This is a genomic window from Amycolatopsis sp. NBRC 101858, assembly GCF_030269325.1.
In the GTDB taxonomy this organism is placed as follows: Bacteria; Actinomycetota; Actinomycetes; order Mycobacteriales; family Pseudonocardiaceae; genus Amycolatopsis; species Amycolatopsis ponsaeliensis.
In genome coordinates this window covers 2,656,517-2,677,278 of the sequence record NZ_BSTD01000001.1, presented here as the reverse complement: position 1 = coordinate 2,677,278, position 20,762 = coordinate 2,656,517, and the positions used below count along the sequence as shown (strand labels likewise).

The following is a 20,762-nucleotide window of genomic DNA, read 5'->3' as shown; positions in this document are numbered from 1 at the left end:
ACGGGGGCGGGGTCGTCCAGAATGGACGGCGTGGAGGCGTGGGAGTTCGGCCGGACGGTGCGCCGCTGGCGCGACCGCGTGGCGCCCGAGGCCGTCGGAGTACCGGTCGGACGGCGGCGCCGCGCGAGCGGGTTGCGCCGCGAAGAACTGGCCACGCTCGCCGGGATCTCCGCCGACTACCTGACCCGGCTCGAGCAGGGCCGCGCGACCGCGCCCTCGGCGCAGGTGGTGGAGTCGCTGGCCAGGGCCCTGCGCCTGGCCGACGCCGAACGCGACCTGCTCTACCGGCTGGCCGGGCACGCCGCACCCGGCCCGGACGTCGTGCCGTCGCGGGTCGCCCCGAGCGTGCAGCGGCTGCTCGACCGGCTGTCGCACACCCCGGTCGTCGTGTACGACGCCAGCTGGACGCTCGTGCTGGCCAACGCGCCGTACCACGCGCTCATGGGCGACACGAGCACTTGGCGCGGCCTCGAGCGCAACGCCGTCTGGCGCAACGTCACCGGCCTGCCGTCGCGGGTCGTGCACACCCCGCAGGAGCAGGCCGAACACGAGGCAAGGCTCGTGGCCGACCTGCGCCTGACGACGTCGCGCTACCCGGCCGACCGCGCGCTGCGGCGCCTGGTCGCCGAGCTGGCCGCCGGCAGCCCGCGGTTCGCCGAGCTGTGGGACGCCGAAGCCCCGCCACCCCTGGCCGACCCGTCCCGGCGCAAGACCGTCGACCACCCGGCGGCCGGGTTGATCACCCTCGACTGCGACACGCTGCTCGTCGCCTTGGACGACCTGCGCATCTCCGTCTACACCGCCGAGCCCGGCACCGAGGACGCCCAGCGCCTGGAGCTCGCCACCGTCCTCGGCACCCAGTCGCTGGAGGTCTAGCCCACCGGGCTTCAGTCGACCGCGTTCACATCGGACGGCGGGGCGTTGAGATCGCAGTACGAGAACAGCTCGGTTCGCTTGTCGTCCGTGCCGGGCGGGATGTTCTGCAACGGCACGACCCAGGTGCTGCGTTCTCCGGGTGAGCACGACGGGCTCGACGGCGCCTGCTGCGAGCTGCCGGCCGGGTTGCCCTTGCCATCGGGTGGCAGCAAGCCACCGTCGACGATCTTGCCGTTCACGTCGCGGAACACCACCGCGGTACGACGGGCGGTCAGCGCCCGGCAGTTGGCCGAGCTCTCGGTGTACCGAACCACGTCGGCGGGCAGCCAGGTGGTCGTCCCCACTTCGACATCCGCCGAGACCACCCGGTTCGCCGCGCTGATGTCGACGAGCGGTCGGCCCACACCCACGCGTTGCCCCGGCATGAGCACCGGGATTTCCCTCGTCATCAGCGGCCCCTGGATGGGTCCCGGAGGCAGCCCGTCGACCGAGACGACCACCTTGAGCGTCACCCTGGTCCGGTGGGCGATCCGGTCGCCGGTGTTGCGCAGGACCGCACCCATGCTCGCCAATCCTGAGGTCGAAACCCCTTTTCCTCGACTTCGATCCCGGCCTTCACGGGCACCGGCGACTCACGAACCGACGCCGGGATGTCGCACGGACCCGCCGCCGGCTCGCCCCGGGCCGACAACACCACAGCGGCGACTCCGCCGGCGGCGACCACCACGACAGCGGCCACAATCAGGAGCTTTCGCCTCGTCATTCGTAGTACCGCTTCTTGAGCCCGGACACCTTGTCCCGGAAATCTTCGATCAACCTGGTGGCCGCTGCCGAGGCGCCCGCGGCGAAGTGATCTTCGGGCACCTCTCGGACGGTTCCTGGCAAGATCCGAACCGAGAAGCTCGTCATACCGACCGTCGTGATCGTGATTCGTTCGTCGTCGGACACACCGACAGCCTCCACTTTCGCCCGGTCGGCGAAAAAGTTCGAATCCCGCAGATCGTCAGCTTCAACATTGAGAGCCGTTTCGTCGATCGCGGCCTGTGCCTGGCGAGTTCGTCGACCGCCTGCTTCATCGAGTTGACGATCGTCTCGGCCGAGTCCCCGGACGCCGTCAGGCCGGCCACGCCCGCGCCACCCACCGAAGCGAGCGCTCCGATCGCAGCAAGGGGGATGACCCACCGGTCACGACAGCGATGACCACCCCGCCGATCGCGCTGACCGCGGAGAGCACCGAGAAGTCGAAACTCCACTGGTTCTTACCGCAGCCACCTGCGTTGTCGAGCGCGTTCTTGGTGTTCTCCGCGATCTTGTCGATGTCATCGCGTGCTTTCAGCCACATCGCCCGGTGCGCCTGGAGAACGCCCTTGAGGATCGACAGCACCGTGAACCGGTTTCCGGCGATCGTCTTGAAGGTATCCACGAAGTTGGCTTTGAACGCCATCGCGGCGTCACCGGTCCAGCCCTGCCATGGCCGCGTTCAGGTCGGCGATCAGCGGGTCGTACCTCGCCGGATCGGGTAGCCGGGAGAAGGTTCGAACATCGACTCGATGAAAGCGAAGTGCTGCCGGATGGCGTTCCGGTCGGGGTTCGCCCCGGATTGCGTCGCCTTTTCTGGGCGATCTCCCTGGCCGTCAGCTCGACGGCCTTGTCCGTGACGTCCCTGGCATGCTGCATCAGCTGGTCGAAGCTCACAGCTTCCCACCCAGCTCGGGGTCGTTCTGTCGTCCAGATTCGTCTTGGTCTCGCTGAGAAGTCCCGATACGCAGTCGTGCAAGGCCAGGTATGCCTGGTACACCGGTCCGAGCGCGTCGCCACCGAACTGCTCCGGACGCCGCATCGCCTGGGCCAGGTCACCGCGGACGCGGTTACAGCTGCCGATCGCGTCACCGTAGTCGGCCGATATGTTCCACCGCTCACCCCACTGATTCGTCCCTGACTGTATCCGGTTGATCACCATCAGGTATCGAATTCGGCGGTGGGGAGCTGCTTAGCCCCGGATGAACCGCACGACGTGCTCGGCCAGCTCCTCGCCCTTGTCCTCCTGGAGGAAGTGCCCCGCGTCCGCGATCACCGGGTGGTCCGGACCCTGCGCGCCCTTCAGCGAGCGCTGCAGGATCGGGGCCATCCCGCCGGTGATCGGGTCGCCGTCGGAGAACGCCACCAGGAACGGGATCTCCAGCTCGGTCAACGTCTTCCACGCCGCGCGGTTCGCCTCGGACGCCGGGTCGTCCGGCCGGTACGGCACCAGCGACGGCATCGCCCGCGGGCCCGCCTTGTACATCTCGTTGGGGAACGGCGCGTCGTAGGCCGCCCGCTCGGTGTCGGACAGCTTCGAGCGGCAGCCCGACTGGACGAACCGGGCGACGTCCAGCACCGGAGCCTTCTCCACGGCCTCCCGGAACGAGTGCCACACGGCGGGCATGTCGACGTCTCCCGTGGGCAGGCCCGTGTTGGCCGCCACGACGCCGGAAAACCGCGAGGGGTTCTCCGCGACCAGCCGCAGCCCGATGAGGCCGCCCCAGTCCTGGCCGACCAGCGTCACGTCGTGCAGGTCCAGTGCGTCGAACGCGAAGCCGCGCATCCACTCGACGTGCCGCGCGTAGGTGTGGTCCACCTGGTCGCCGGGCTTGTCGGACCGCCCGAAGCCGACCAGGTCCGGCGCGATCGCGCGCAGCCCGGCCGCGGCCAGCACCGGGAGCATCTTGCGGTAGAGGAAGGACCAGCTGGGCTCGCCGTGCAGCAGGAGCACCGGCCGGCCGTCGGCGGGGCCCGCCTCCACGTAGCCGACTCTGATCACGCCGCCGTGCGGGTCGTCGAGCTCGACGTACTTCGGCTCGAAGGGGAAGTCGGGCAGGTCCGTGAACCGGTCGTCCGGTGTCCTCAGCAGGCGCACGAACCCCACGCTAGTGGGAACGGAAGAGCCGGGCCACGCGTCGCGTGGCCCGGCTCACAAAGCCCGGATCAGGAGATGCCGACCGCCACCACGAGGCCCAGGCCGATGTGCGCGGCCGCGACGACGATGCTCACCGGGGCGAAGTGCTCGCTCTCGATGGTCGACGCCACGTCGATGCGGGTCGCCCACTCCAGCAGCCGGACCGCGATCACCTGGACGATGATCCCGAGCAGGCCGTAGACCAGCGAGGTGATCAGGCCCTCGGTGAGGTCGCTGGCCGAGTTGAAGATCGCCACGACGACGATGAACGCCATCGAGAGCATCCCGGACGCGGTCACGATCACGGCGTTCGGCAGGCCCTGCGTGACCAGCTTCGACAGCTTGCCCGGCGTGGTCCAGTCGATCGCGTAGAAGCCGGCGAACATCAGCAGCAGGCCGATGACGCCGTAGAGCAGGATCGCGCCGATCCCCCGCACGAGGTCGGAGCCGAACGTGTCGGACAGCGCAAGGGTCGTGTTCACGAGTTGTCTCCCAGGAGAAAGAGCTGATCAGCAGCGGTGTTGTATCACGACTCGGGGATGCGATGTGGGACAAATGCCGCACCGTCGTCGGTGACCAGGCCGCCGGTCTCCCGGATGCCGAGCCCGGCGGAGCTGTCCCCGACGATCCACGCGCCGAGCGCCGGCCGGTAGCCGTCGAACTCGGGCAGCGGGTCGAACGCCTGGTAGACGAAGCCCTCGGCGCCGTAGACGCCGTCGGTCTGGGTCTCGTAGCCGGTCGCGACGATCTGGACGTTGGCGCCCTCGCGCCCCAGCTTCGGCTTCCGGACGTACTCGGTGAGCAGGCCGGGGTCGTCGGCGAACGCCGGCAGCAGGTTCGGGTGGCCCGGGTAGTTCTCCCACAGGATCGCCAGCAGCGTCTTGTTGGAGAGGATCATCTTCCAGAGCGGCTCGATCCACAGCGTCCGCGGCAGCGACTCGACGGCGTGGCGGCCGAACTCCTCGTCGACCACCCACTCCCACGGGTACAGCTTCAGCACGGTCGCCATCTGCGACTCTTCGAGGTCGACGAACCGCTTGAGCACCGGGTCCCAGCCGATCTCCTCGATCGCCAGCCCCACCGTGTCGAGCCCGGCCTCGGCCGCGGTCTCCTGGAGGTACGCCGTGGTGACGTTGTCCTCGCCGGAGGGGTCGGCGGCCGACCAGGTGAAGTGCAGTTCGTTCGACGGCAGCTTGTCCTGCAGGAAGGACCACCGCTCGACGAGCTTCTCGTGGATCGAGTTCCACTGGTCGTCGTCCGGGAAGACGTCGGTCTTCCAGTGCCACTGCAGCAGCGACGCCTCCAGCAGCGTGGTCGGCGTGTCCGCGTTGTACTCCAGCAGCTTCGCCGGCGACTTGCCGTCGTAGCGCAGGTCGAACCGGCCGTAGACGTGCGGGTCCTGCCGCTTCCACGACTCGGCGATGTGCGGCCAGACCCACTCCGGGATGCCGAACCGCTGGTAGCCCTCGGTGGTCACGACGTTGTCGACGGCCTCCAGGCACATCGAGTGCAGCAGTTCGACGTCGGCTTCGAGCGAGAGGACCTCGTCCATGTCGAAGACGTAGTGCACCGACTCGTCCCAGTAGGGCCGCATCCGCCCGCTCGCGTCGCGGGCCGGCGTGCCGTAGACGAGCCCCTGCTCCTCGACGATCCGCTGCCAGTCGCGCCGCGGCTCACGCCGGTCCCGGTACACCTAAGATCCCCCGCTCTTGCCGCTGCCGCCGGTCCCGCCGGTGCTGCCGCTCTTGCCGCTGATGCCGAAGCCGCCGCGCTGGACGGACTTGCCGGACTTCGTGTTGACGCTGGTCCGCGACGACGGCGCGTCGTACGAACCACCCGACACGCGCTGCCCGATGACGCCGGTGCCGCCGTAGTTGTAGCGGTAGCTGTTGTACCCGCCCCCGCCGATCGGCAGGAACAGGAAGCCACCGCTGGAGTACCCGCCGTGACTGGTCACGTAGGTCTCGTCGCAGTTGTCGTCGCCCTGGACGATGCCGTTGGAGTCGGTGCAGACCGCGGTGACCTCGCCGGCCGGCTTCGCGACCGTGTAGAACGTCGCGACCAGGCCGACGAGACCGACGGTCACGCCGCTGCCGATCAGGATCTTGCGCCGGGTCGCCGCCTTGGCGTCGGCCTGGCGGGCCAGCTCGGCGTCGCGTTCCTCCTGCGCGAGCGCCTGCTGACGCGCTCGCTGCTCCGCGACCGAAGGCTGGCGGGGCTGTGTGTTCGAGTCCTGGAACCTCATGGAACCGCGCTTCGGCGGCTCGGGGGGCGGCTGGTCCCCAGTGTTGCTGTCCTGCGTCATGTGCGCTCCGTAATCCCGGCCACCACGAAACCGTGACCCACCCTAACCACCCAGGTCGCGCACGTCTCGCGCGGCGCGGGCATCATGGACTGCGATGTCTCCCAGCGCCGATCGGTTCCCAGCCGCCACGCAGACGCTGCGCACCCGCGTCGTGATGGGCGGGATCTTCGCGGGCGCGCTCATCGCGCTCGCCCTCAGCGTCGTCTTCTCGTGGGGCGGCGACATCGCGGGCGGGGCCGGCGGCGGCGCCGGCAAGCTGTCCCCGGCGGCCGAGGAGGCGTTCCATTCGCCCCCCGGCAGCTGCCTGACCTGGACGAACCCGGACGCGAGCGACGCGAGCAAGGTGGCCTGCACGCAGCCGCACAAGTTCGAGGTGACCGCGCTCGTGGACATCGGCGCCCAGTTCCCGGAGGGCGCGCCGGTGCCGTCGCTGGACCAATGGCAGCAGATCGCCCAGCAGAAGTGCACGTCGGACGTGAAGCCGTACCTCGGCCACAACCTCGACCCGTACGGCAAGCTCACGACGAACCTGCTGCGCCCGACGCCGTCGCAGTGGGCCGACGGCGACCGCCAGCTGCGCTGCGGCCTGCAGTGGGCGGGCCCCGGCGGCACGCTGCTGCCGACCACCGGGCCGGCGAAGGAGCAGGACCAGTCGCTCGTGTTCGAGCCGGGCACCTGCCTCGCGCTGCAGGGCAAGGGCGTCGGCGACCCGCTCGACTGCAGCAAGCCGCACTCCTACGAGATCATCGCAACGCTCGACCTGAAGACGAAGTTCAAGGACACCTACCCGTCGCAGGACGACCAGAAGGCGTGGCTCGACACCGAGTGCACCAAGCAGGCGGCGGACTACACGGGCGGCGCCGACCTGGACGCCAAGAAGCTGATCCTGACCTGGGACCTGCGGGAGCAGGAGAGCTGGGACGCCGGGTCGTCCAAGGTCAACTGCAAGGTGGCGGCGCTGCTGCCGGACAAGAGCGGCCTGCTGGCCGTGACCGGCAGCATCAAGGCCGCCCCGGCCGGTCCCGACGGCCCCAGCGGCGCACCGCAGGACGGCGGCCCGCCTTCGGACGGGGGCGGCGGGCCGGCGACGTCGAGCTCGGCCCCGCCGACGTCGAAGCAGAACGGCTGATGCCGGTCGAGATGAGCCGGGAGCGGTTCGAGGAGCTGGTCTCGGAAGCCCTGGACGAGGTGCCGCCGGAGTTCGCGAAGGCGATGGACAACGTCGTCGTGCTGGTCGAGGAGTTCAACGACGAAGCCCCGGACATCCTCGGCCTCTACCACGGGATCGCGCTCACCGAGCGGACGTCGTCGTACGGCGGGGTCCTGCCCGACCGGATCTCGATCTACCGGCAGCCGATCCTCTCGATGTGCGAGGACGAGGACGAGGTCGTCGAAGAGGTCCTCATCACCGTCGTGCACGAGCTGGGTCACCACTTCGGCATCGACGACGCCCGGTTGCACGAGCTCGGCTGGGGCTGACCTCGCACCAGTAGTGACACCGTGACCACCACAGGGTGACATCTGCGCTTATCCTGTTACTCGAAGTCATTGACTGACTGCGATGAGTACTGGGGGTCGCGGTGCACCCTGCCCGGAGACTCACGTGGCTGCTGACGTCGAGCGCCGCCTCGCACCTGGGCGACGGCATCGGCAAGGTGGCCCTGCCCCTGCTGGCGACGACGCTGACCCGCGATCCCCTCCTGATCGCCGGGCTGTCCGCCACCCAGTTCCTGCCCTGGCTGCTCTTCGCCGCCGTCGCCGGCGCGCTGGTCGACCGGATCGACCGGCGGCGCGCGATGATCGCCGCGAACACCGCCCGCGCCGTCGCCGTCGGCACCCTCGCCGTGCTCGTCGCCGCCGGCGGGATGACGATCTGGCTGGTCTACCTGACGGCGCTGGTCATCGGGACGGCCGAGACGATCGCGGACAGCGCGGCCAACGCCCTGATCCCGGCGGTCGTCGGCGACGGCTCGCTCGACGCGGCGAACAGCAAGCTCCAGGCGTGCGAGATCGTCGGCCAGACGTTCCTCGGCGGCCCGGTCGGCGGCCTGACCTTCGCGCTCTTCGCCGCCCTCCCCTTCGTCCTCAACTCCGCGGGCTTCGCGATCGCGGCCGCGGTGCTGCTCGGGCTCGCCGGCAGCTACCGGCCGCGGCGCGAAGTCCGGGAGCCCGCCCGGCTGCGCACCGAGCTGGCCGACGGCCTGCGCTGGCTGCGCGGGAACGCCCTGCTCAAGCGCCTGGTCGTCGTCGCCGGGCTGCTCAGCCTGGTCAGCGAGCTCGCGCAGGCGCAGCTGGTGCTCTACGCGCTCGACGACCTCCACCTGTCCGACGCGACCTTCGGGTTCTTCGCGTTCGCCGGCGGCATCGGCGGGCTGCTCGGCGCGGGCGTCACCCCGCGGCTGGTGCGCGCGGCGGGCCGGCGCGTGGTCGTGCTCGGCGGGATCCTCGGCTGCGGGGCCGGGTTCGGCGGGATGGGCCTGGTGCGCTCGTCGGTCGCAGCCGCGGCCCTGTTCGGCCTGTTCGCGGCGGCCGTGGTCGCGGTCAACGTCGTGCTCGCCACCGCGCGGCACACGCTGGTGCCCGGCGAGCTGCTCGGCCGGGTGCTCGGGGTGTGGCGCACGGTCGTCTGGGGCGCGATCCCGCTCGGTGCCCTGCTCGGCGGGGTGCTGACCGAGGCGCTCGGCACCGCGGCGCGCACGTTCGCGGTGTCCGGTCTGGCGATGCTGGCGATCGCCGGGTTCGCCTCCGTCGCGCTGCGGCGCTTTCCGCTCGATGACAAATCGGACTCAGCCGTGGCGGTAGTGCACCAGGAGCCGGGTTTGTGAGCTGAAATACGTCATCACCCAGGTGGTGGGAGGCGGCTATGCGCACCGTGGACCAGGGCACCGGCACCGACGCCGAGCCCGATTTCGACGAGTCCCCGACCGAGTCAGAGGAGGTCAAGGCGGCCCCGCCGCAGTCACGCCGGATGCTCGTGCTGTGCGCGGTCGCCGGGTTCGTGCTCGGCGGCGGCGTGCTCGGGCTGCTCTGGGGGCTGTCCGGCGTGCACGCGGGCGCGCTCGACGACGCACTGGCCGCGTGCCAGGCTCTGGACCGCGTCGGCGAGCTACCGGACACGAGCCGGGACACGCAGCCGGCGCTGACACCCGGCCTCACGCCCGAACGGCTGCACCGGATGACGGCGGCACGCGAGCTCTCCGCGGCCGCCGCCCAGGTCAACGCCACCTACCAGCCGCTGGCCGACCACATCGACGGCGTCAGCCGCATGGTGCTCAGCGTGCACTTCAACGACATCTCCGGCCAGCGGCACCTGGTCCAGGCCCAAGAGATCTGCGGCCGCCTCTAGGACGTGTGGACCGTCTTCACCGAGAGCTGGTTGCCGGGGATCTTCGTGCTCGCGCAGGCGGTGCCGTCGGTCGGCACGAAGTTCGACGCCGTCTCCTGCGGCAGGTAGATCCGCAGGCCCTTCACCGCGGTCGGCTGGCAGGTGCCCGAGTCGAAGTTCCGCACGTTGACGAACTGGATGTCGGCGACCGCGGTCTGGCCCGGGTCCAGCTTGACCGCGTTGCCCTTGGTGCCCTCGCGGAAGGCGTCCTTGCCGACCTGGTGCCCGTCGTTGCCCGCCACGTACGAGACGCCGGGGAAGCCCTGGATCTCACACGCCTTCGAGCTGCTGTTCTTGATGAGCAGCGGCCGGTACACCGAGCCCGCGCCGGCGTCGCCCTGGCCGAGCGACAGCGTGACGTCGCCGGCCTTGCAGAGGCCGTTGCCCGCCGGCTGGACGGGCGTCGACGGGGCCGGCGTCGAGCTGCTCGGGCTCGACTCGGCCGTGGTGGCGGTGGTCGAGGTGGGCGACGCCGTGGTCGACGGCGTCGAGCTGCTCGCCGCGTTCGTGGTTCCGCCGCTTCCGCAGGCGGAAAGCGCGAGAACGCCCGCCGAAGCCGCGATGACCGGCAGCAACCGTGAAAGCTTCGTCCGAACCATGTCTATCGCCTCCCTGGTGTGGTGCTTATGGGTAGACGTACGGATCTTCGGCAGGTTGGTTCGAACCGTTAATTCCCCACCAAACGTGTTCTAAACGTGACGGGATCACACTTTCGGGTCGCTCAGAGCGGCGTATCGACCCAGGTCAGGCAGTACCACCGGCCGTCCGGACGCGCGTCCAGCTCCACCAGGCCGGTGTTCGGGATCAGCGCCGCGTTGGCGATGTCGGCGTGGACGTTCGGCGCCAGCCACTCGGCCGAAAGCCGGATCGCGCCACCGTGGCTGACCAGCGCGACCACGCTGTCCGGGTCGGCCTGCTCGTGCTTGGCGCGCAGCCGCCCGACCGCGTCGAGCATGCGGGTGCGCACGCTCGTGCCGCTCTCGCCGCCGGGCAGCGACGGCGCCAGCTCGCCGAGCGTCCACCGCTTCACGACGTCCATGTAGACCCGGATCGACTCGTGGTCGGTGGCGCCTTCGAGGTCACCCGCGCCGACCTCGTGGACGCCGTCGACGACCTGGACGTCCAGGTCGAACCGGGCCGCCAGCGGCGCCGCCGTCTGCTGGGCGCGGATCGCCTGCGACGCGTAGACCGCGGCGATCGGCTCCCCCGCCAGCCGCTCGGCGAGGGCGTCGGCCTGGGTGCGGCCGAGCTCGGTCAGCGGCGGGCCGGGCAGGGCGGTGTCCAGCGCGCCGCGGACGTTCCCTTCGGTCCGACCGTGGCGGATGAGCAGCAGCCTCACGCCAGGTCCCCCTTGCGGACCGCGTCGGCCCACACGGCGGCGTCGACGAAGTCGTCGTTGCCGGCCCCGGGCTGGATCGTGGTGCGCGTCCCGTCGGCGCGCGGGTGCGAGCCGAGGAACCGCAGGTTGCGGCAGTGCCGGCGCAACGCCGTCAGCGCGTCGAGGATCCGCGGCTCGGCCACGTGCCCTTCGAAGTCGATGAAGAAGCGGTACTCGCCGAAGTTGCTGCGCGTCGGGCGGGCGTCGAGCCGGGTCAGGTTGATCCCGCGGTCGGCCAGCGCGGTGAGCAGCTCGGCCAGCGTGCCGGTGCGGTTCGCGGCCGCGGCGACCACGGACGTCCGGTCGGCACCCGTCGGCTCCGGCAGCTCGCCCGGCGGGCGGACCAGCAGGAACCGCGTCGCGGCGTCGCTGACGTCGGCGACCTCGGTGGCCAGCACCTCGAGGTCGTAGTGCTCGACGGCGACCGGCGCGCAGACCGCGGCGTCGAAGTGGCCCTCGAGCACGCCGACCGCGGCCGCCGACGTCGACGACGACGCGACCGGCCGGGCACCCGGCAGGTTTGCCTCGACCCACTCGCGAACCTGGGCGAGCGCGTGCGGGTGGCTGGCGACGGTCTTGATGTCCCCGCCGCCGCGCCGCGTCAGCACGCTGAAGTGGACCGGCAGGATGTGTTCGGCCACGGCGACCAGCGGGGTCGACTCGCTGAGCGCGTCGAGGGTGGTGGGCACGACGCCCTCGACCGAGTTCTCGATGGGGACGCACGCGGCGTCCGCCTCGCCCTTGCGGACGGCCGTCATCGCCAGCCGGACGGTCTCGACCGGAATCAGTTCGTCGCCGCCGGCGAGGGCCCGTGCGGCCTGTTCGGTGAAGGTCCCCTGGGGGCCGAAGTATGCGATCCGTGACACAACACCCAGGTTACGGGGCCCGGGCGTGGCGACTTTCACTCGGACAGCCGGTACCAGAACCGGTTACGCCGGGTGGCATTTTTTGCGATGCTAGGGACGTGACCGCCGACTCGGGCACGCACACCGGCCGTGAGGGCACGCACCCGCCGGTTTCCCCTCGCACACCGGAGCTGGTGCTGTGCGCCGTCGATGAACCACTCGCCACCGCCTGGACGTCCGCCGCCGAGAAGCTGACGGGCCGGGTCCGGGTGCACCGCGGGTCGGTCCTCGACGTCGTCGCCCAGGCCGTGGTCAGCCCGGCCAACTCCTACGGCTGGATGCGCGGCGGGATCGACGCCGTCTACGCGCGGGCGTTCCCCGGGGTCGAGCAGAGCGTCCGAAGTGCCGTTTTGGCTTTTCACGGCGGCGAGCTGCCCATCGGCGAGGCGGTGATCGTCCCCACCGGCGAAGCCGAGCCGGCGTGGCTGATCAGCGCGCCGACGATGCGCGGACCCGGCGAGCGGCTGCCCGCCGACACCGTGCACCCCTACCTCGCGGCGCGCGCGGTCTTCCTCCAGTGGCGTGACGGCGGGCTCGACCAGGGCCCGGTGCGGGAGTTCGTCGACACCATCGCGATGCCCGGCCTGGGCACGGGCGTCGGCGGCGTCGACCCCGCGACGTGCGCGCGTCAGGTCGCCGCGGCGTGGGACGAGGTCTTCCGTAACGCGCGGTGATCAACCGAAACCCGGCGTGGACTACATCACAGCGCGTTCACCGGCCGTAAGCCCTACCGTTAATCACGCAGGTGAACGTCCGCCAGTGCAGGCGACGGCCGGAGGAGTGTGCGATGACCCGGGTCCGCGAACTCAGCCCGTATGTCGAGCTGCACCGGGAACAATGGAAAGAACTGCGAAGCTCGACGCCGTTGCCGCTGACGGCGGCCGAGCTGCTGCGGCTGCGCGGCCTCGGGGAGCAGGTCGACCTGGCCGAGGTCGCCGACGTCTACCTCCCGCTTTCGCGCCTGATCAACCTGCAGGTCGCCGCGCGCCAGCGGCTCTACGAAGCCACCACGACGTTCCTCGGTGACGACTCCCGCGGCACGAAGGTCCCGTACGTGATCGGCATCGCCGGGAGCGTCGCGGTCGGCAAGTCGACCACCGCCCGCATCCTGCGCACGCTGCTCGCCCGCTGGCCGGACCACCCCCGCGTCGACCTGGTCACCACCGACGGCTTCCTGCACCCGCGCGCCGAGCTGATGCGGCGCGGGATCATGCACCGCAAGGGCTTCCCCGAGAGCTACGACCGCCGCGCGCTGCTGCGGTTCGTCACCGAGGTGAAGTCGGGCGCCGAGCGCGTCTCCGCGCCGGTGTACTCGCACCTGGCCTACGACATCCTGCCCGGCCAGGAGCAGGTCGTGCAGCAGCCGGACATCCTCATCCTCGAGGGCCTGAACGTGCTGCAGCCGGGCCCGCGGCTGATGGTGTCCGACCTCTTCGACTTCTCGATCTACGTCGACGCGCACACCGACGACATCCAGCGCTGGTACATCGAGCGGTTCCTCGAGCTGCGGCACACGGCGTTCGCCGACCCGGCCTCGCACTTCCACCACTTCGCCGGCCTGCCCGACGACGAGGCCCGCGCCGAAGCGCGGCACCTGTGGCGCTCGATCAACGAGCCGAACCTGATGGAGAACATCAAGCCGACCCGCCCGCGGGCCACGCTGGTGCTGCGCAAGGACGCCGACCACACGATCAACCGGGTCCGCCTGCGCAAGCTCTGACGCCGGCCCGATTCATCGGATCGGTTACGCGGCCCGTCACCCACATGCCGGGCATTCCCACGCTGGGCGAACAGCCGGGCACTCTTCGTCGTGCGCTCGCGACTCTCCGCGCCGGAATCCGGCCGAACGGCCGAGGTGCCGTAACCGGTTGGCCGATACCGGTAGCCCCGCGCGAAAGCGACCCTGAAGGAGTCAGGAAAACGGCTCTGAGCTGGGGAGGAGGCCCACGATGTTCGCGATGGTCCTCACGTGGGTCGGTGCGGTGCTCGGTCTGGTGCTGCTGATCGCGATGGCCGCCGGCACGTTCGCCGTCGACTTCGACGACCGGCTCCAGGAGCGCCGGCGCAAGGAGAAGCCCGCCGAGCCGGCGAGCCCCCTCCCCTAGACGTCAGAGCTCCGCCAGCGCCGCCACGTACGCGTCGGCGTCGTATTCGAGCGTTTCGGATTCCAGCAGGCTGCCTTCCAGCGCGTCGATCAGCTGCTCGAAGACCTCGTCGCGGTCGAGTTCGCCCTCCTGCAGGCGCTGCGCGGCCTGCCAGGCTTCGGCGGGCTCGTCGTCCCACAGCTGGTCGACGACCGTCGCGCGCAGCACCAGCCGCTGCTCTTCCTCGTCCTCGTCGGCCTCGGCGATGACCAGGGCGCGGCGCTGGTCGGGGTCGGTGGGGTCGAGGTCGACCTCCTCGTCCTCGATCTCCGTGGTCAGCGACGGCACCGCGAACATCCGGCGCTCCAGCGCGTCCGCGAGCTCGGTCGGCGACAGGTCGCCGACGTCGCCGAAGTAGCGCTCCAGCGGGGAGTCGTCCTCGTCGTTGTACTCGCTCAGGTAGTCGGCGACGGCCTCGTCGAGCGCGGCGATGGCCGTCCCGGTGAGCCCGGCGCGGTCCGCCGTCCACTGCACCCAGGCCAGCACGACCGGCTCCACGGCCTCCTCGTGGTCGGCGTCGAGCTCGAACTCCTCGCCCAGCAGGCCTTCGAGGAACCGCGCGATCTTCTCCGGCCCGACGCGCAGCGGGTTCGCGGGGTCGGTGGCCAGGCCGTGCTCGAGGAGCAGGCGCCCGATCGCGCGGGCGGCGTCGGCGTCTTCACCGCTGGCGGCGACGAACTGCTCGACTACGGCGGCCCGCTCGGTGTCGGACCACTCGGCGACCTCGGGGACGAGCGAGGGTTCCGGCAGCGCGCGGCTCCACGTCAGCGCGACCGCGTGGAAGCGCGCGTAGTCCTCGCTGACGTCGGCCTCGTCGAGGTGGTCGGTGGCGTCGAGACCGTCGGCGAGCAGGCGGTGCGCCTCGGCGGGCTCGACGGCCTCCAGCACGACCAGCTCGGGGTCGGCGTCGGACTGCGCCCGCATCTCGGCGAGCACCTCCCCGGGCTGCTCGATCACGACGAGGTCCCGCACCCGGCCGCCCTCGGTGAAGTCGAGCAGGGCGAGCAGGCCGTGCGCCTGGTCGCCGTGGGTGAAGACGCAGAGCAGGGACGACTCGTCGCCGTAGACGTCCCCGGTCCGCCAGCACTCGCCGGCGGTGACCTGGCCCAGGTCGTCGGCCCAGGCCGGCGCGGGGATGCCGCGGCCGAGGACGACCTGCAGGCCGTCTTCGGCGGCCTTGCGCTCGACGTCGGTCTCCGCGACGACCTTCAGGGCGGCCAGCAGCGCGGCGGCACCCGGCGTGATCTTGCGCTGCGCGAAGGCGATCAGCTCGAGGCCGAGCGGCTCGTCGCCCTCTTCGGCGGGCACGTCGTGGAACTGGCCGAGGACCTCGGAGGCGAGCAGCTCGACGTCGACCGGCGCGGGGTCGGCGCCCAGCGCCGAGAAGTCGTTCAGGACGTCCTTGAAAAGGCCGGTCACGCTGTGGGTGACGGGCTGCGGTGCCTTCTTGCGGGCGCGACTCACCGGGCTCATGCCCTCATGCTTTCACGCGCGCTTTCGGGGGCTCCGGGTGGCGGAGCCCCCGGCCCGGGGCGCAGCCCCGGATGTCTCAGAGCTGGTCGCGGTGGCCCTGGCGCGGGTCCCGCCGCGTGCTCGGCGGGGAGGCGCCGAGCCGGACGGCGGAACAGGGCCACCGCGACATCGCTGGCCAAGAGCGTCGCCGCCTTGGCGGAACTTCGCTGATCCCGGTGCACGTGAAACACCGGTTCAGCAGGGTCAACGAGGTGCGCGCGGGGAAGATACGGCTTTCGGCAACGCGATTCGCGCGGTGCGGATTTCCGTGATCAGCCGGGTTTTCCGGCGGTGGGTTTCCACCAGCGCCGCGAGGTAAGCGGTGAATTCGTCCGGGTTTTCCGCCCGCTTGTGCAAGGTGCGCAACAGCTTCAGCCGGCGCGCGGCTTCCTGGTAGGCCTGCGGGTCCTTGCGCTCGATGAGCTCTTCGACGTGCTCGCGGAAGACCGGGATCGTCTCGGCCGGGTGCTCGGCGGCGCGCTGCTCGGCCAGTTCGAGCTTCAGCTCCGGCGACGCCCCGAACCGGACGCACGCGCGCCAGGCCTCGTCGGGACGGCCGTCGTCGAGCAGGACGCGGGCCAGCTCGTCGGCGTGCCCGGTGCCCTCGGCGGCCAGCTCGCGCAGGCGGGCCAGCGCGGCCCGGCGCTGCGTCGTCCACTTCCCGTCGGTGGTCGCGGCTTCGCGCAGCGCGGCGAACGTCTCGCGGTCGGGGTGCGCGTCGAAGTCCTTGCGACGGCGGGAAGTTTCGTCTTCGGGTTCGGGCGGCTTCGGGGTCTTGTCGTGGGTGAGCGCGCGGGCGGCGTGCGCGATGGCCTCGCTGTGCCGCCCGGCGGCCCGCAGCACCCGGACGATCTTGAGGCTGACGTCGCGCCGCGGCGGCTTGGCGGACAGGATCGCGACCAGCTCGTCGACGTCGCCGAGCACCTCGGCCAGCTGTTCCCGCAGCCGTTCGGCGACGTCCCGGCGGTGCCCGGGGCCGCCCGCCGTCAGCACGTCGTCCACAGTGGACTTGATCCGGCGCAGGCCGGGCTCGCCCAGCGCCGTCGCGAAGTCGGCGAGGTCGATCGACGGGCGGCCCGGGCCGTCGAACTCGACCTCGAGGATCCAGTCGGCCAGCTTCTCCGGGTCCGGCGGCCGGGCGGCGCACGCGCGGGCGTACAGCGCCACGGCGCGGTCCAGCCGGTCGCCGAGGTCGCCGGTGTGGTCGCCGGACTGTTCGAGCACCTCGCTGATGTCGTCGACCGTGCGGCGGGCGAGCGGGGCCAGGTCCGCGCGGCTCCCGAGGTCGAGCATCCGCTGCAGCGTGTCGAGGACGGCGCCGACTTTCGCGGTGTACTCGCCGTTCCCGTCGGTCACCGCGGTGTCGAGCAGCCGGTGCGCCTCGCTGACGTCACCGGATTGGGTGGCCGCGCGCAGTTCGAGCGAATGCCGCAACTCAGGGTCACGCTCGGCTTGGGCGTGCAGCAGGTCCGCCAGCGTCTCCGCGTCCAAAGTGCGCAGGTAGGGGCGAAGATCCGAGGGGGGACTCACGCGGACCAGTCTGCCCGAGCCCGGCAAGCGCGCGTGTGGGCCAACCGCGTGCTCTTTTCGGCGTAACCGGTGACTCTGCGTGAGGTCATCATCGGCGCCGCAAGTCGTCGAGCACGGCTTTCATCGGCCACGGCTCCGGCACGCGCGGCCGCCGTAACCGTGCGTGGCGGGGTCGCGGGATGGCCGCCTGCATGGTCGGCACCATGATCGGGACGACCGGCACCGGCACGCGCGCGACGAGCCGCCGCACGACGACGAGCAGGAGCCCGGCCCCCAGCAGCAGGGCCGAGCTAGCGGCGATCGCGCCGGCCAGCGTGCGGCGGCCGTCGTCGAGGGTCAGCTGCACGGCGTACTGGCTCTGCTGCGAGTACAGGACGCCGAGCTGCTGGGAAACCGTGTAGGCAGCACTGCGCCACGTCGATTCGGGGATGGGCAACGGCTCGCCGGCCGCGAACGCGTCCTCGGCGGCGGCGAGCCTGCTCCAATCGGCGCTGCGGGTCAGCGACTCGTACGCGATACGGCCACTTTCGGTGAGCTGCGGCGCAATCCGGTCCAGTTCGGTCCGGTAGGCGGCCACGGCCTCGGTGAACGGCCGCCGCGTCACGCCGTCGATCCCCGCCAGGGCGAGGGAATCGGACCGATCCATGCCTTCGGCGACGGAAAGCAGCTCGACGGCGGTGGTCTGCTGGTATGCGGATTCCGCATCGGGCGCGCGGCGGGTGTACTCGCGCAGCCCGGCGATGGCGGAGTCGATCCGCTGGGTGAAATTCGCGTACGCGGCGGTCCGTTGGTCGGGTGCGGACATCGCCTCGCTCCGCTGACCCTGCAGGTCGACGACGACCCGGGCGGTCCGGCCCGCGGCGTCGGCCGCGTCCATGGCGCTGTCGCGCGTCCGGTTCGCTTGGTGGACCAGCAAGAACGCGATCACGACGGCCACCACGACGAGCGCACCGCCCGGGACGAACGCGATGCACAGCATGCGTCCGCGGACGGATCGCAGGTACTTCAAGACGTTCCTTTCCGTGCTTCAAGCCCCGCAAGCATCCCGACCAAGTGCAACCTATTGAGTGAGAGATTCACCGGTCAACGGCAGTCCGCCATACGGCCGTTAGCGCACCGTGACCACCGAGGACAATCGCCGGGTGACCTTCGACGACGTGACCCAGCGCCTCCGCGGTTTCGCGGCCGCCCGCGCCTGGGAGCCCTACCACACCCCGAAGAACCTCGTGATGGCGTTGTCCGGCGAGGTCGGCGAGCTGACGTCGCTGTTCCAGTGGCTGACGCCGGCGGAGTCCGACGCGTGGCGCGAAGATCCCGCGCTGGAGGCGAACGTCCTGGACGAGATCGCGGACGTCACGCTGTACCTGCTGCAGCTGGCCGACCGCCTGGGCGTCGACCTGGCGGCCGCGGCGCACGCGAAGATCGACCGCAACGAGGTCCGCTTCCCGCCGCCGTCCTGACTCAGATCTCGGCGAGCAACGGCGGCGGCGTGCTGGCGACGGGCCCGTCCGGATCGGGCAGCCACCCACCGTCGCCATCGGACCGCAGCATCGACCAGATCCCGAACTCGTCGAGGTGCAGCCGGGCGATCTCCCGCTCGGTCCACTCGGGATCGCCGGCCCGCCGCTCGACGATCGCGACCGTCCGGCCGAGCGTCCGGCACTCGACCCGCAGCCGGTCCTTGAGGTCCTCGGGAACCCGCTGGGCGCACCACCGTTCGATCTGGCGCATCGCGAGCTCCGGAATCACGGTCATGGCGTCCAGTGAACCGCACGCGGCTCAGGGCGTCCGAACCCCGTCGACGAGTGCGACGACATCGGCATAGGTCTGCCCGGCATCACGGCCGTCAGTGGGCACGACGGCGCAGCCGGGCCGCTGCGGGAGGTAGGCGGCGAGCTGGTCGTGGATCCGCTCGACCACGGCGATCCCCCCGCGCCCGTTGACGACGTCGTCGATCCCCTGGGTGGCGGCATCACCGTTCGCGGCCCGCGCGGCGAACCGGGCCCCGGCGACGGACTTGTCGGCGGTCAGCAGGATTTCCCGGTACTCGGCACCGCAGCGTTTCGCGACGTCCTCGAAGGCCTGGATGTCGATCACGCGGGTGGCGAGCTGCGGCATGACGACGTCGTGCCCGCTCCGCAGGTGCGCCTCGGCCATGGCGAGGGTGAGCAGCTGCGCGGCCTTGAAGGTCTCGAAGAAGGTGTCCCGCCAGCCCCCGATGAGGCAGACGACCCGATCGGTGTCGAGGTTCAGTACCCCGGCATGCCGCTCGGCGTAGGTCCGCGCGATCGTCGACTTCCCGATCCCGGACGGCCCGTTCAAGTGGATCAGTCTCGGCACCCGGTCGACCGTACCGAAGTCCCGGTCACCGCGGCGCCGGCTCGGCGATCAGCCAGCCGCCGAGCAGGGCGCCGACGCCCAGTACCGCCAGGAAGATCCCCGCCGCCAGTGCCGCGCCGCTGAACATCGCCACGATGACGATGAACATCAGCAGCAGTCCGACCCCCATGAGCACCCGTCCACCGAGCACCTTCGGCACCCGGCCGGCCGGAGCGGCCGCGAGCACCGCCGGCGGTGGCTCGAACCCGAGCGCCACCGGTGCGGCGCGGACGTCGACCACCTCCGCACCCAGCTCGGCCGCCCTCGCCAGGCGGGGCTCGGTGGCCGGGACCGACGCGTCGACCACGAGGTGCGTGACGCTCGCGGTCAGCTTCTTGGCCAGCTGGACGCCCTCGGCGAGCACGCGGGAGCGCATCCCGTCCGCCGCCACCGTGGTGCCGAGCACCAGCACCCGGGTCGCCTTGCCGCCTGCCGAAGGCCGCAGGTCGACTCCGGCCACCCCCAGCGCCGTCGCGACCTCGCGCAGCTCGCGCGCTTCCGCCGCGGTCACGACGCCGTCCCGTTCCGCGATTTCCCGCAGGGCCGTCACGAGCAGTTCGTGCGTCGAGCGCACGCGCCCTTCGGACAACCCGGCCTCGGTCGCCAACGCGGCCAAGGCCGCCACTTCCTCATAGGACAGGTGCTGGTCCGCGACGACTTCGGCGAGCAGGTCCAGGTAGGCGTCCCCGCTCCGGCCGGCCGAGATCCGCTCGAGGGCCTCGGCCATCCACCCCGGCTCGACCGGCAGCGCCTCGGCGCGCGGGAGCAGCCGTCCGCCCGCGAACCGCGGCAGACCGGGAAAGACCGGCGGCGCGGCGAACGTGAACCCGTACCGCCCGAACAGTCCGGTGACCAGCTGGGCGACCGTCCGCGCGCCGGACAGCGCCGACTGCCCGGGCCGGGTCGGCACCCCCAGGGCGTGAGCCACGGTGGCGAGCCGGTAGTTCGGCAGCCGCACCACCGACCGCGCGGCCGCCAGCGTCGAGACGCCCGGCAGCACGGGCATCCGGACGCCGAGGAACTTGACTTCGAAGTCGAGGAAAGCCGTGACGAAGGCCAGGTCGTGGGCCACGATCACGCTGCCGGCGCACAGGTCGAGCAGCGGCCCCAGCACGGCGCCGAACGACGGCGCGTCGTCGAGTTCGGCGCGCGTGATGCCGTGGACGAGCGCCGGACCGGGTGGGATCCCGGCGCCGGGATCCACCAGCGTCGTCAGCTCGCCGACGATCGAACCGTCGGCGTGGACCCGCACCGCGGCGACCTCCACGACGCGCCCGGGGCGCAACCCGGTCGTCCGGATGTCGACGGCGGTGAAGTCCGTTCCGTGCGCGGGGTGGCCGCCCGCGCCGAGCAGCGAGAGGGATTCGATCACGCCGGCTGGTCGTTTCCCGGCCGCGCGTTGTGACAGCTTTT

General features: G+C 71.2%; 25 protein-coding genes. 9 read left to right on the top strand and 16 right to left on the bottom strand.

The features are described 5' to 3' along the window. The first annotated feature begins 21 nt into the window (after positions 1 to 21). Entirely contained in the window at positions 22 to 876 is an 855-nt protein-coding gene (locus tag QSK39_RS13035) for a helix-turn-helix transcriptional regulator (protein ID WP_285477845.1), read from the top strand. Positions 877 to 887: 11 nt separating this feature from the next. Here the strand turns inward: QSK39_RS13035 and QSK39_RS13030 are convergent, their stop codons facing one another. The 7 genes from QSK39_RS13030 to QSK39_RS13000 all read right to left on the bottom strand — a co-directional run bounded on the left by QSK39_RS13030 (position 888) and on the right by QSK39_RS13000 (position 6,056). Further along, a complete protein-coding gene (locus tag QSK39_RS13030; RefSeq protein ID WP_285477844.1) occupies positions 888 to 1,439 on the bottom strand; it encodes a hypothetical protein in 552 nt (183 codons plus the stop codon). 196 nt (positions 1,440 to 1,635) lie between these two features. After that, the gene (locus QSK39_RS13025) at positions 1,636 to 1,824 is read right to left on the bottom strand and encodes a hypothetical protein (protein WP_285477843.1); all 189 of its coding nucleotides are present in this window, start codon (positions 1,822 to 1,824) and stop codon (positions 1,636 to 1,638) included. Between the two features lie 166 nt (positions 1,825 to 1,990). Then, positions 1,991 to 2,320: a hypothetical protein gene (locus tag QSK39_RS13020; protein ID WP_285477842.1), complete on the bottom strand. Its 330-nt coding sequence runs from the start codon at positions 2,318 to 2,320 to the stop codon at positions 1,991 to 1,993. A gap of 546 nt (positions 2,321 to 2,866) precedes the next feature. Next, positions 2,867 to 3,781, bottom strand: coding sequence for a haloalkane dehalogenase (locus QSK39_RS13015; protein WP_285477841.1), 915 nt, complete (start codon positions 3,779 to 3,781; stop codon positions 2,867 to 2,869). Positions 3,782 to 3,840: 59 nt separating this feature from the next. Further along, entirely contained in the window at positions 3,841 to 4,293 is a 453-nt protein-coding gene (locus tag QSK39_RS13010) for a DUF350 domain-containing protein (RefSeq protein ID WP_285477840.1), read from the bottom strand. Positions 4,294 to 4,337: 44 nt separating this feature from the next. Beyond that, the gene (locus QSK39_RS13005; RefSeq protein ID WP_285477839.1) at positions 4,338 to 5,504 is read right to left on the bottom strand and encodes a glutathionylspermidine synthase family protein; all 1,167 of its coding nucleotides are present in this window, start codon (positions 5,502 to 5,504) and stop codon (positions 4,338 to 4,340) included. Then, positions 5,505 to 6,056, bottom strand: a complete 552-nt coding sequence (locus tag QSK39_RS13000; protein WP_285477838.1) for a hypothetical protein — start codon at positions 6,054 to 6,056, stop codon at positions 5,505 to 5,507. 154 nt (positions 6,057 to 6,210) lie between these two features. Between QSK39_RS13000 and QSK39_RS12995 the strand changes: the two genes are divergently transcribed. The 4 genes from QSK39_RS12995 (at position 6,211) to QSK39_RS12980 (ending at position 9,462) form a co-directional block, all read left to right on the top strand. Further along, positions 6,211 to 7,245, top strand: a complete 1,035-nt coding sequence (locus tag QSK39_RS12995) for a septum formation family protein (RefSeq protein ID WP_285477837.1) — start codon at positions 6,211 to 6,213, stop codon at positions 7,243 to 7,245. Continuing rightward, the gene (locus QSK39_RS12990) at positions 7,245 to 7,595 is read left to right on the top strand and encodes a metallopeptidase family protein (protein WP_125305989.1); all 351 of its coding nucleotides are present in this window, start codon (positions 7,245 to 7,247) and stop codon (positions 7,593 to 7,595) included. Before QSK39_RS12995 ends, QSK39_RS12990 begins: the two co-directional genes overlap by 1 nt. Before the next feature lie 101 nt (positions 7,596 to 7,696). Next, the gene (locus QSK39_RS12985) at positions 7,697 to 8,941 is read left to right on the top strand and encodes an MFS transporter (RefSeq protein WP_285477836.1); all 1,245 of its coding nucleotides are present in this window, start codon (positions 7,697 to 7,699) and stop codon (positions 8,939 to 8,941) included. Between the two features lie 38 nt (positions 8,942 to 8,979). Beyond that, the gene (locus QSK39_RS12980; protein WP_285477835.1) at positions 8,980 to 9,462 is read left to right on the top strand and encodes a hypothetical protein; all 483 of its coding nucleotides are present in this window, start codon (positions 8,980 to 8,982) and stop codon (positions 9,460 to 9,462) included. Here QSK39_RS12980 and QSK39_RS12975 read toward each other — a convergent pair. The 3 genes from QSK39_RS12975 to pheA form a co-directional block, all read right to left on the bottom strand. After that, positions 9,459 to 10,100, bottom strand: a complete 642-nt coding sequence (locus tag QSK39_RS12975; RefSeq protein WP_502873266.1) for a DUF4232 domain-containing protein — start codon at positions 10,098 to 10,100, stop codon at positions 9,459 to 9,461. The genes QSK39_RS12980 and QSK39_RS12975 overlap by 4 nt on opposite strands. Positions 10,101 to 10,222: 122 nt before the next feature. Then, entirely contained in the window at positions 10,223 to 10,840 is a 618-nt protein-coding gene (locus tag QSK39_RS12970; protein ID WP_285477834.1) for a histidine phosphatase family protein, read from the bottom strand. After that, the gene (gene pheA / locus QSK39_RS12965) at positions 10,837 to 11,745 is read right to left on the bottom strand and encodes a prephenate dehydratase (RefSeq protein ID WP_285477833.1); all 909 of its coding nucleotides are present in this window, start codon (positions 11,743 to 11,745) and stop codon (positions 10,837 to 10,839) included. The genes QSK39_RS12970 and pheA overlap by 4 nt, the downstream gene beginning before the upstream one ends. Before the next feature lie 98 nt (positions 11,746 to 11,843). On the opposite strand from pheA, the gene QSK39_RS12960 reads away from it, so the two are divergent. The 3 genes from QSK39_RS12960 (at position 11,844) to QSK39_RS12950 (ending at position 13,889) form a co-directional block, all read left to right on the top strand. Next, the gene (locus tag QSK39_RS12960) at positions 11,844 to 12,458 is read left to right on the top strand and encodes a macro domain-containing protein (RefSeq protein WP_285477832.1); all 615 of its coding nucleotides are present in this window, start codon (positions 11,844 to 11,846) and stop codon (positions 12,456 to 12,458) included. Between the two features lie 113 nt (positions 12,459 to 12,571). Beyond that, complete coding sequence (coaA, locus tag QSK39_RS12955) at positions 12,572 to 13,504, top strand: type I pantothenate kinase (RefSeq protein WP_285477831.1); 933 nt, start codon at positions 12,572 to 12,574, stop codon at positions 13,502 to 13,504. A gap of 229 nt (positions 13,505 to 13,733) precedes the next feature. After that, positions 13,734 to 13,889 (top strand): hypothetical protein, encoded by a 156-nt coding sequence (locus tag QSK39_RS12950; protein WP_285477830.1) that lies wholly within the window; start codon positions 13,734 to 13,736, stop codon positions 13,887 to 13,889. Between the two features lie 3 nt (positions 13,890 to 13,892). Here QSK39_RS12950 and QSK39_RS12945 read toward each other — a convergent pair whose 3' ends face one another. The 3 genes from QSK39_RS12945 to QSK39_RS12935 form a co-directional block, all read right to left on the bottom strand. Then, on the bottom strand, positions 13,893 to 15,401 hold the full coding sequence (locus QSK39_RS12945) for a hypothetical protein (protein ID WP_285477829.1): 1,509 nt from the start codon (positions 15,399 to 15,401) through the stop codon (positions 13,893 to 13,895). A 243-nt stretch (positions 15,402 to 15,644) separates the two neighbouring features. Beyond that, the gene (locus QSK39_RS12940) at positions 15,645 to 16,970 is read right to left on the bottom strand and encodes a DUF6880 family protein (RefSeq protein ID WP_353051045.1); all 1,326 of its coding nucleotides are present in this window, start codon (positions 16,968 to 16,970) and stop codon (positions 15,645 to 15,647) included. Between the two features lie 88 nt (positions 16,971 to 17,058). Further along, positions 17,059 to 17,979, bottom strand: coding sequence for a nitrate- and nitrite sensing domain-containing protein (locus QSK39_RS12935; RefSeq protein WP_285477828.1), 921 nt, complete (start codon positions 17,977 to 17,979; stop codon positions 17,059 to 17,061). 133 nt (positions 17,980 to 18,112) lie between these two features. On the opposite strand from QSK39_RS12935, the gene QSK39_RS12930 reads away from it, so the two are divergent. Then, a complete protein-coding gene (locus tag QSK39_RS12930; protein ID WP_285477827.1) occupies positions 18,113 to 18,430 on the top strand; it encodes a nucleotide pyrophosphohydrolase in 318 nt (105 codons plus the stop codon). A 1-nt stretch (position 18,431) separates the two neighbouring features. Here QSK39_RS12930 and QSK39_RS12925 read toward each other — a convergent pair whose 3' ends face one another. Genes QSK39_RS12925 through QSK39_RS12915 form a run of 3 tightly spaced genes read right to left on the bottom strand, consistent with a single transcriptional unit; the run spans position 18,432 to position 20,721 of the window. After that, entirely contained in the window at positions 18,432 to 18,725 is a 294-nt protein-coding gene (locus tag QSK39_RS12925; protein WP_285477826.1) for a DUF3024 domain-containing protein, read from the bottom strand. A gap of 24 nt (positions 18,726 to 18,749) precedes the next feature. After that, positions 18,750 to 19,310 carry a P-loop nucleotide/nucleoside kinase family protein gene (locus QSK39_RS12920; RefSeq protein WP_285477825.1) on the bottom strand — a complete coding sequence of 187 codons (561 nt, stop codon included), beginning with the start codon at positions 19,308 to 19,310 and terminating at the stop codon, positions 18,750 to 18,752. A 25-nt stretch (positions 19,311 to 19,335) separates the two neighbouring features. Next, a complete protein-coding gene (locus QSK39_RS12915; protein WP_285477824.1) occupies positions 19,336 to 20,721 on the bottom strand; it encodes a 3'-5' exonuclease in 1,386 nt (461 codons plus the stop codon). Between the last annotated feature and the right edge of the window lie 41 nt (positions 20,722 to 20,762).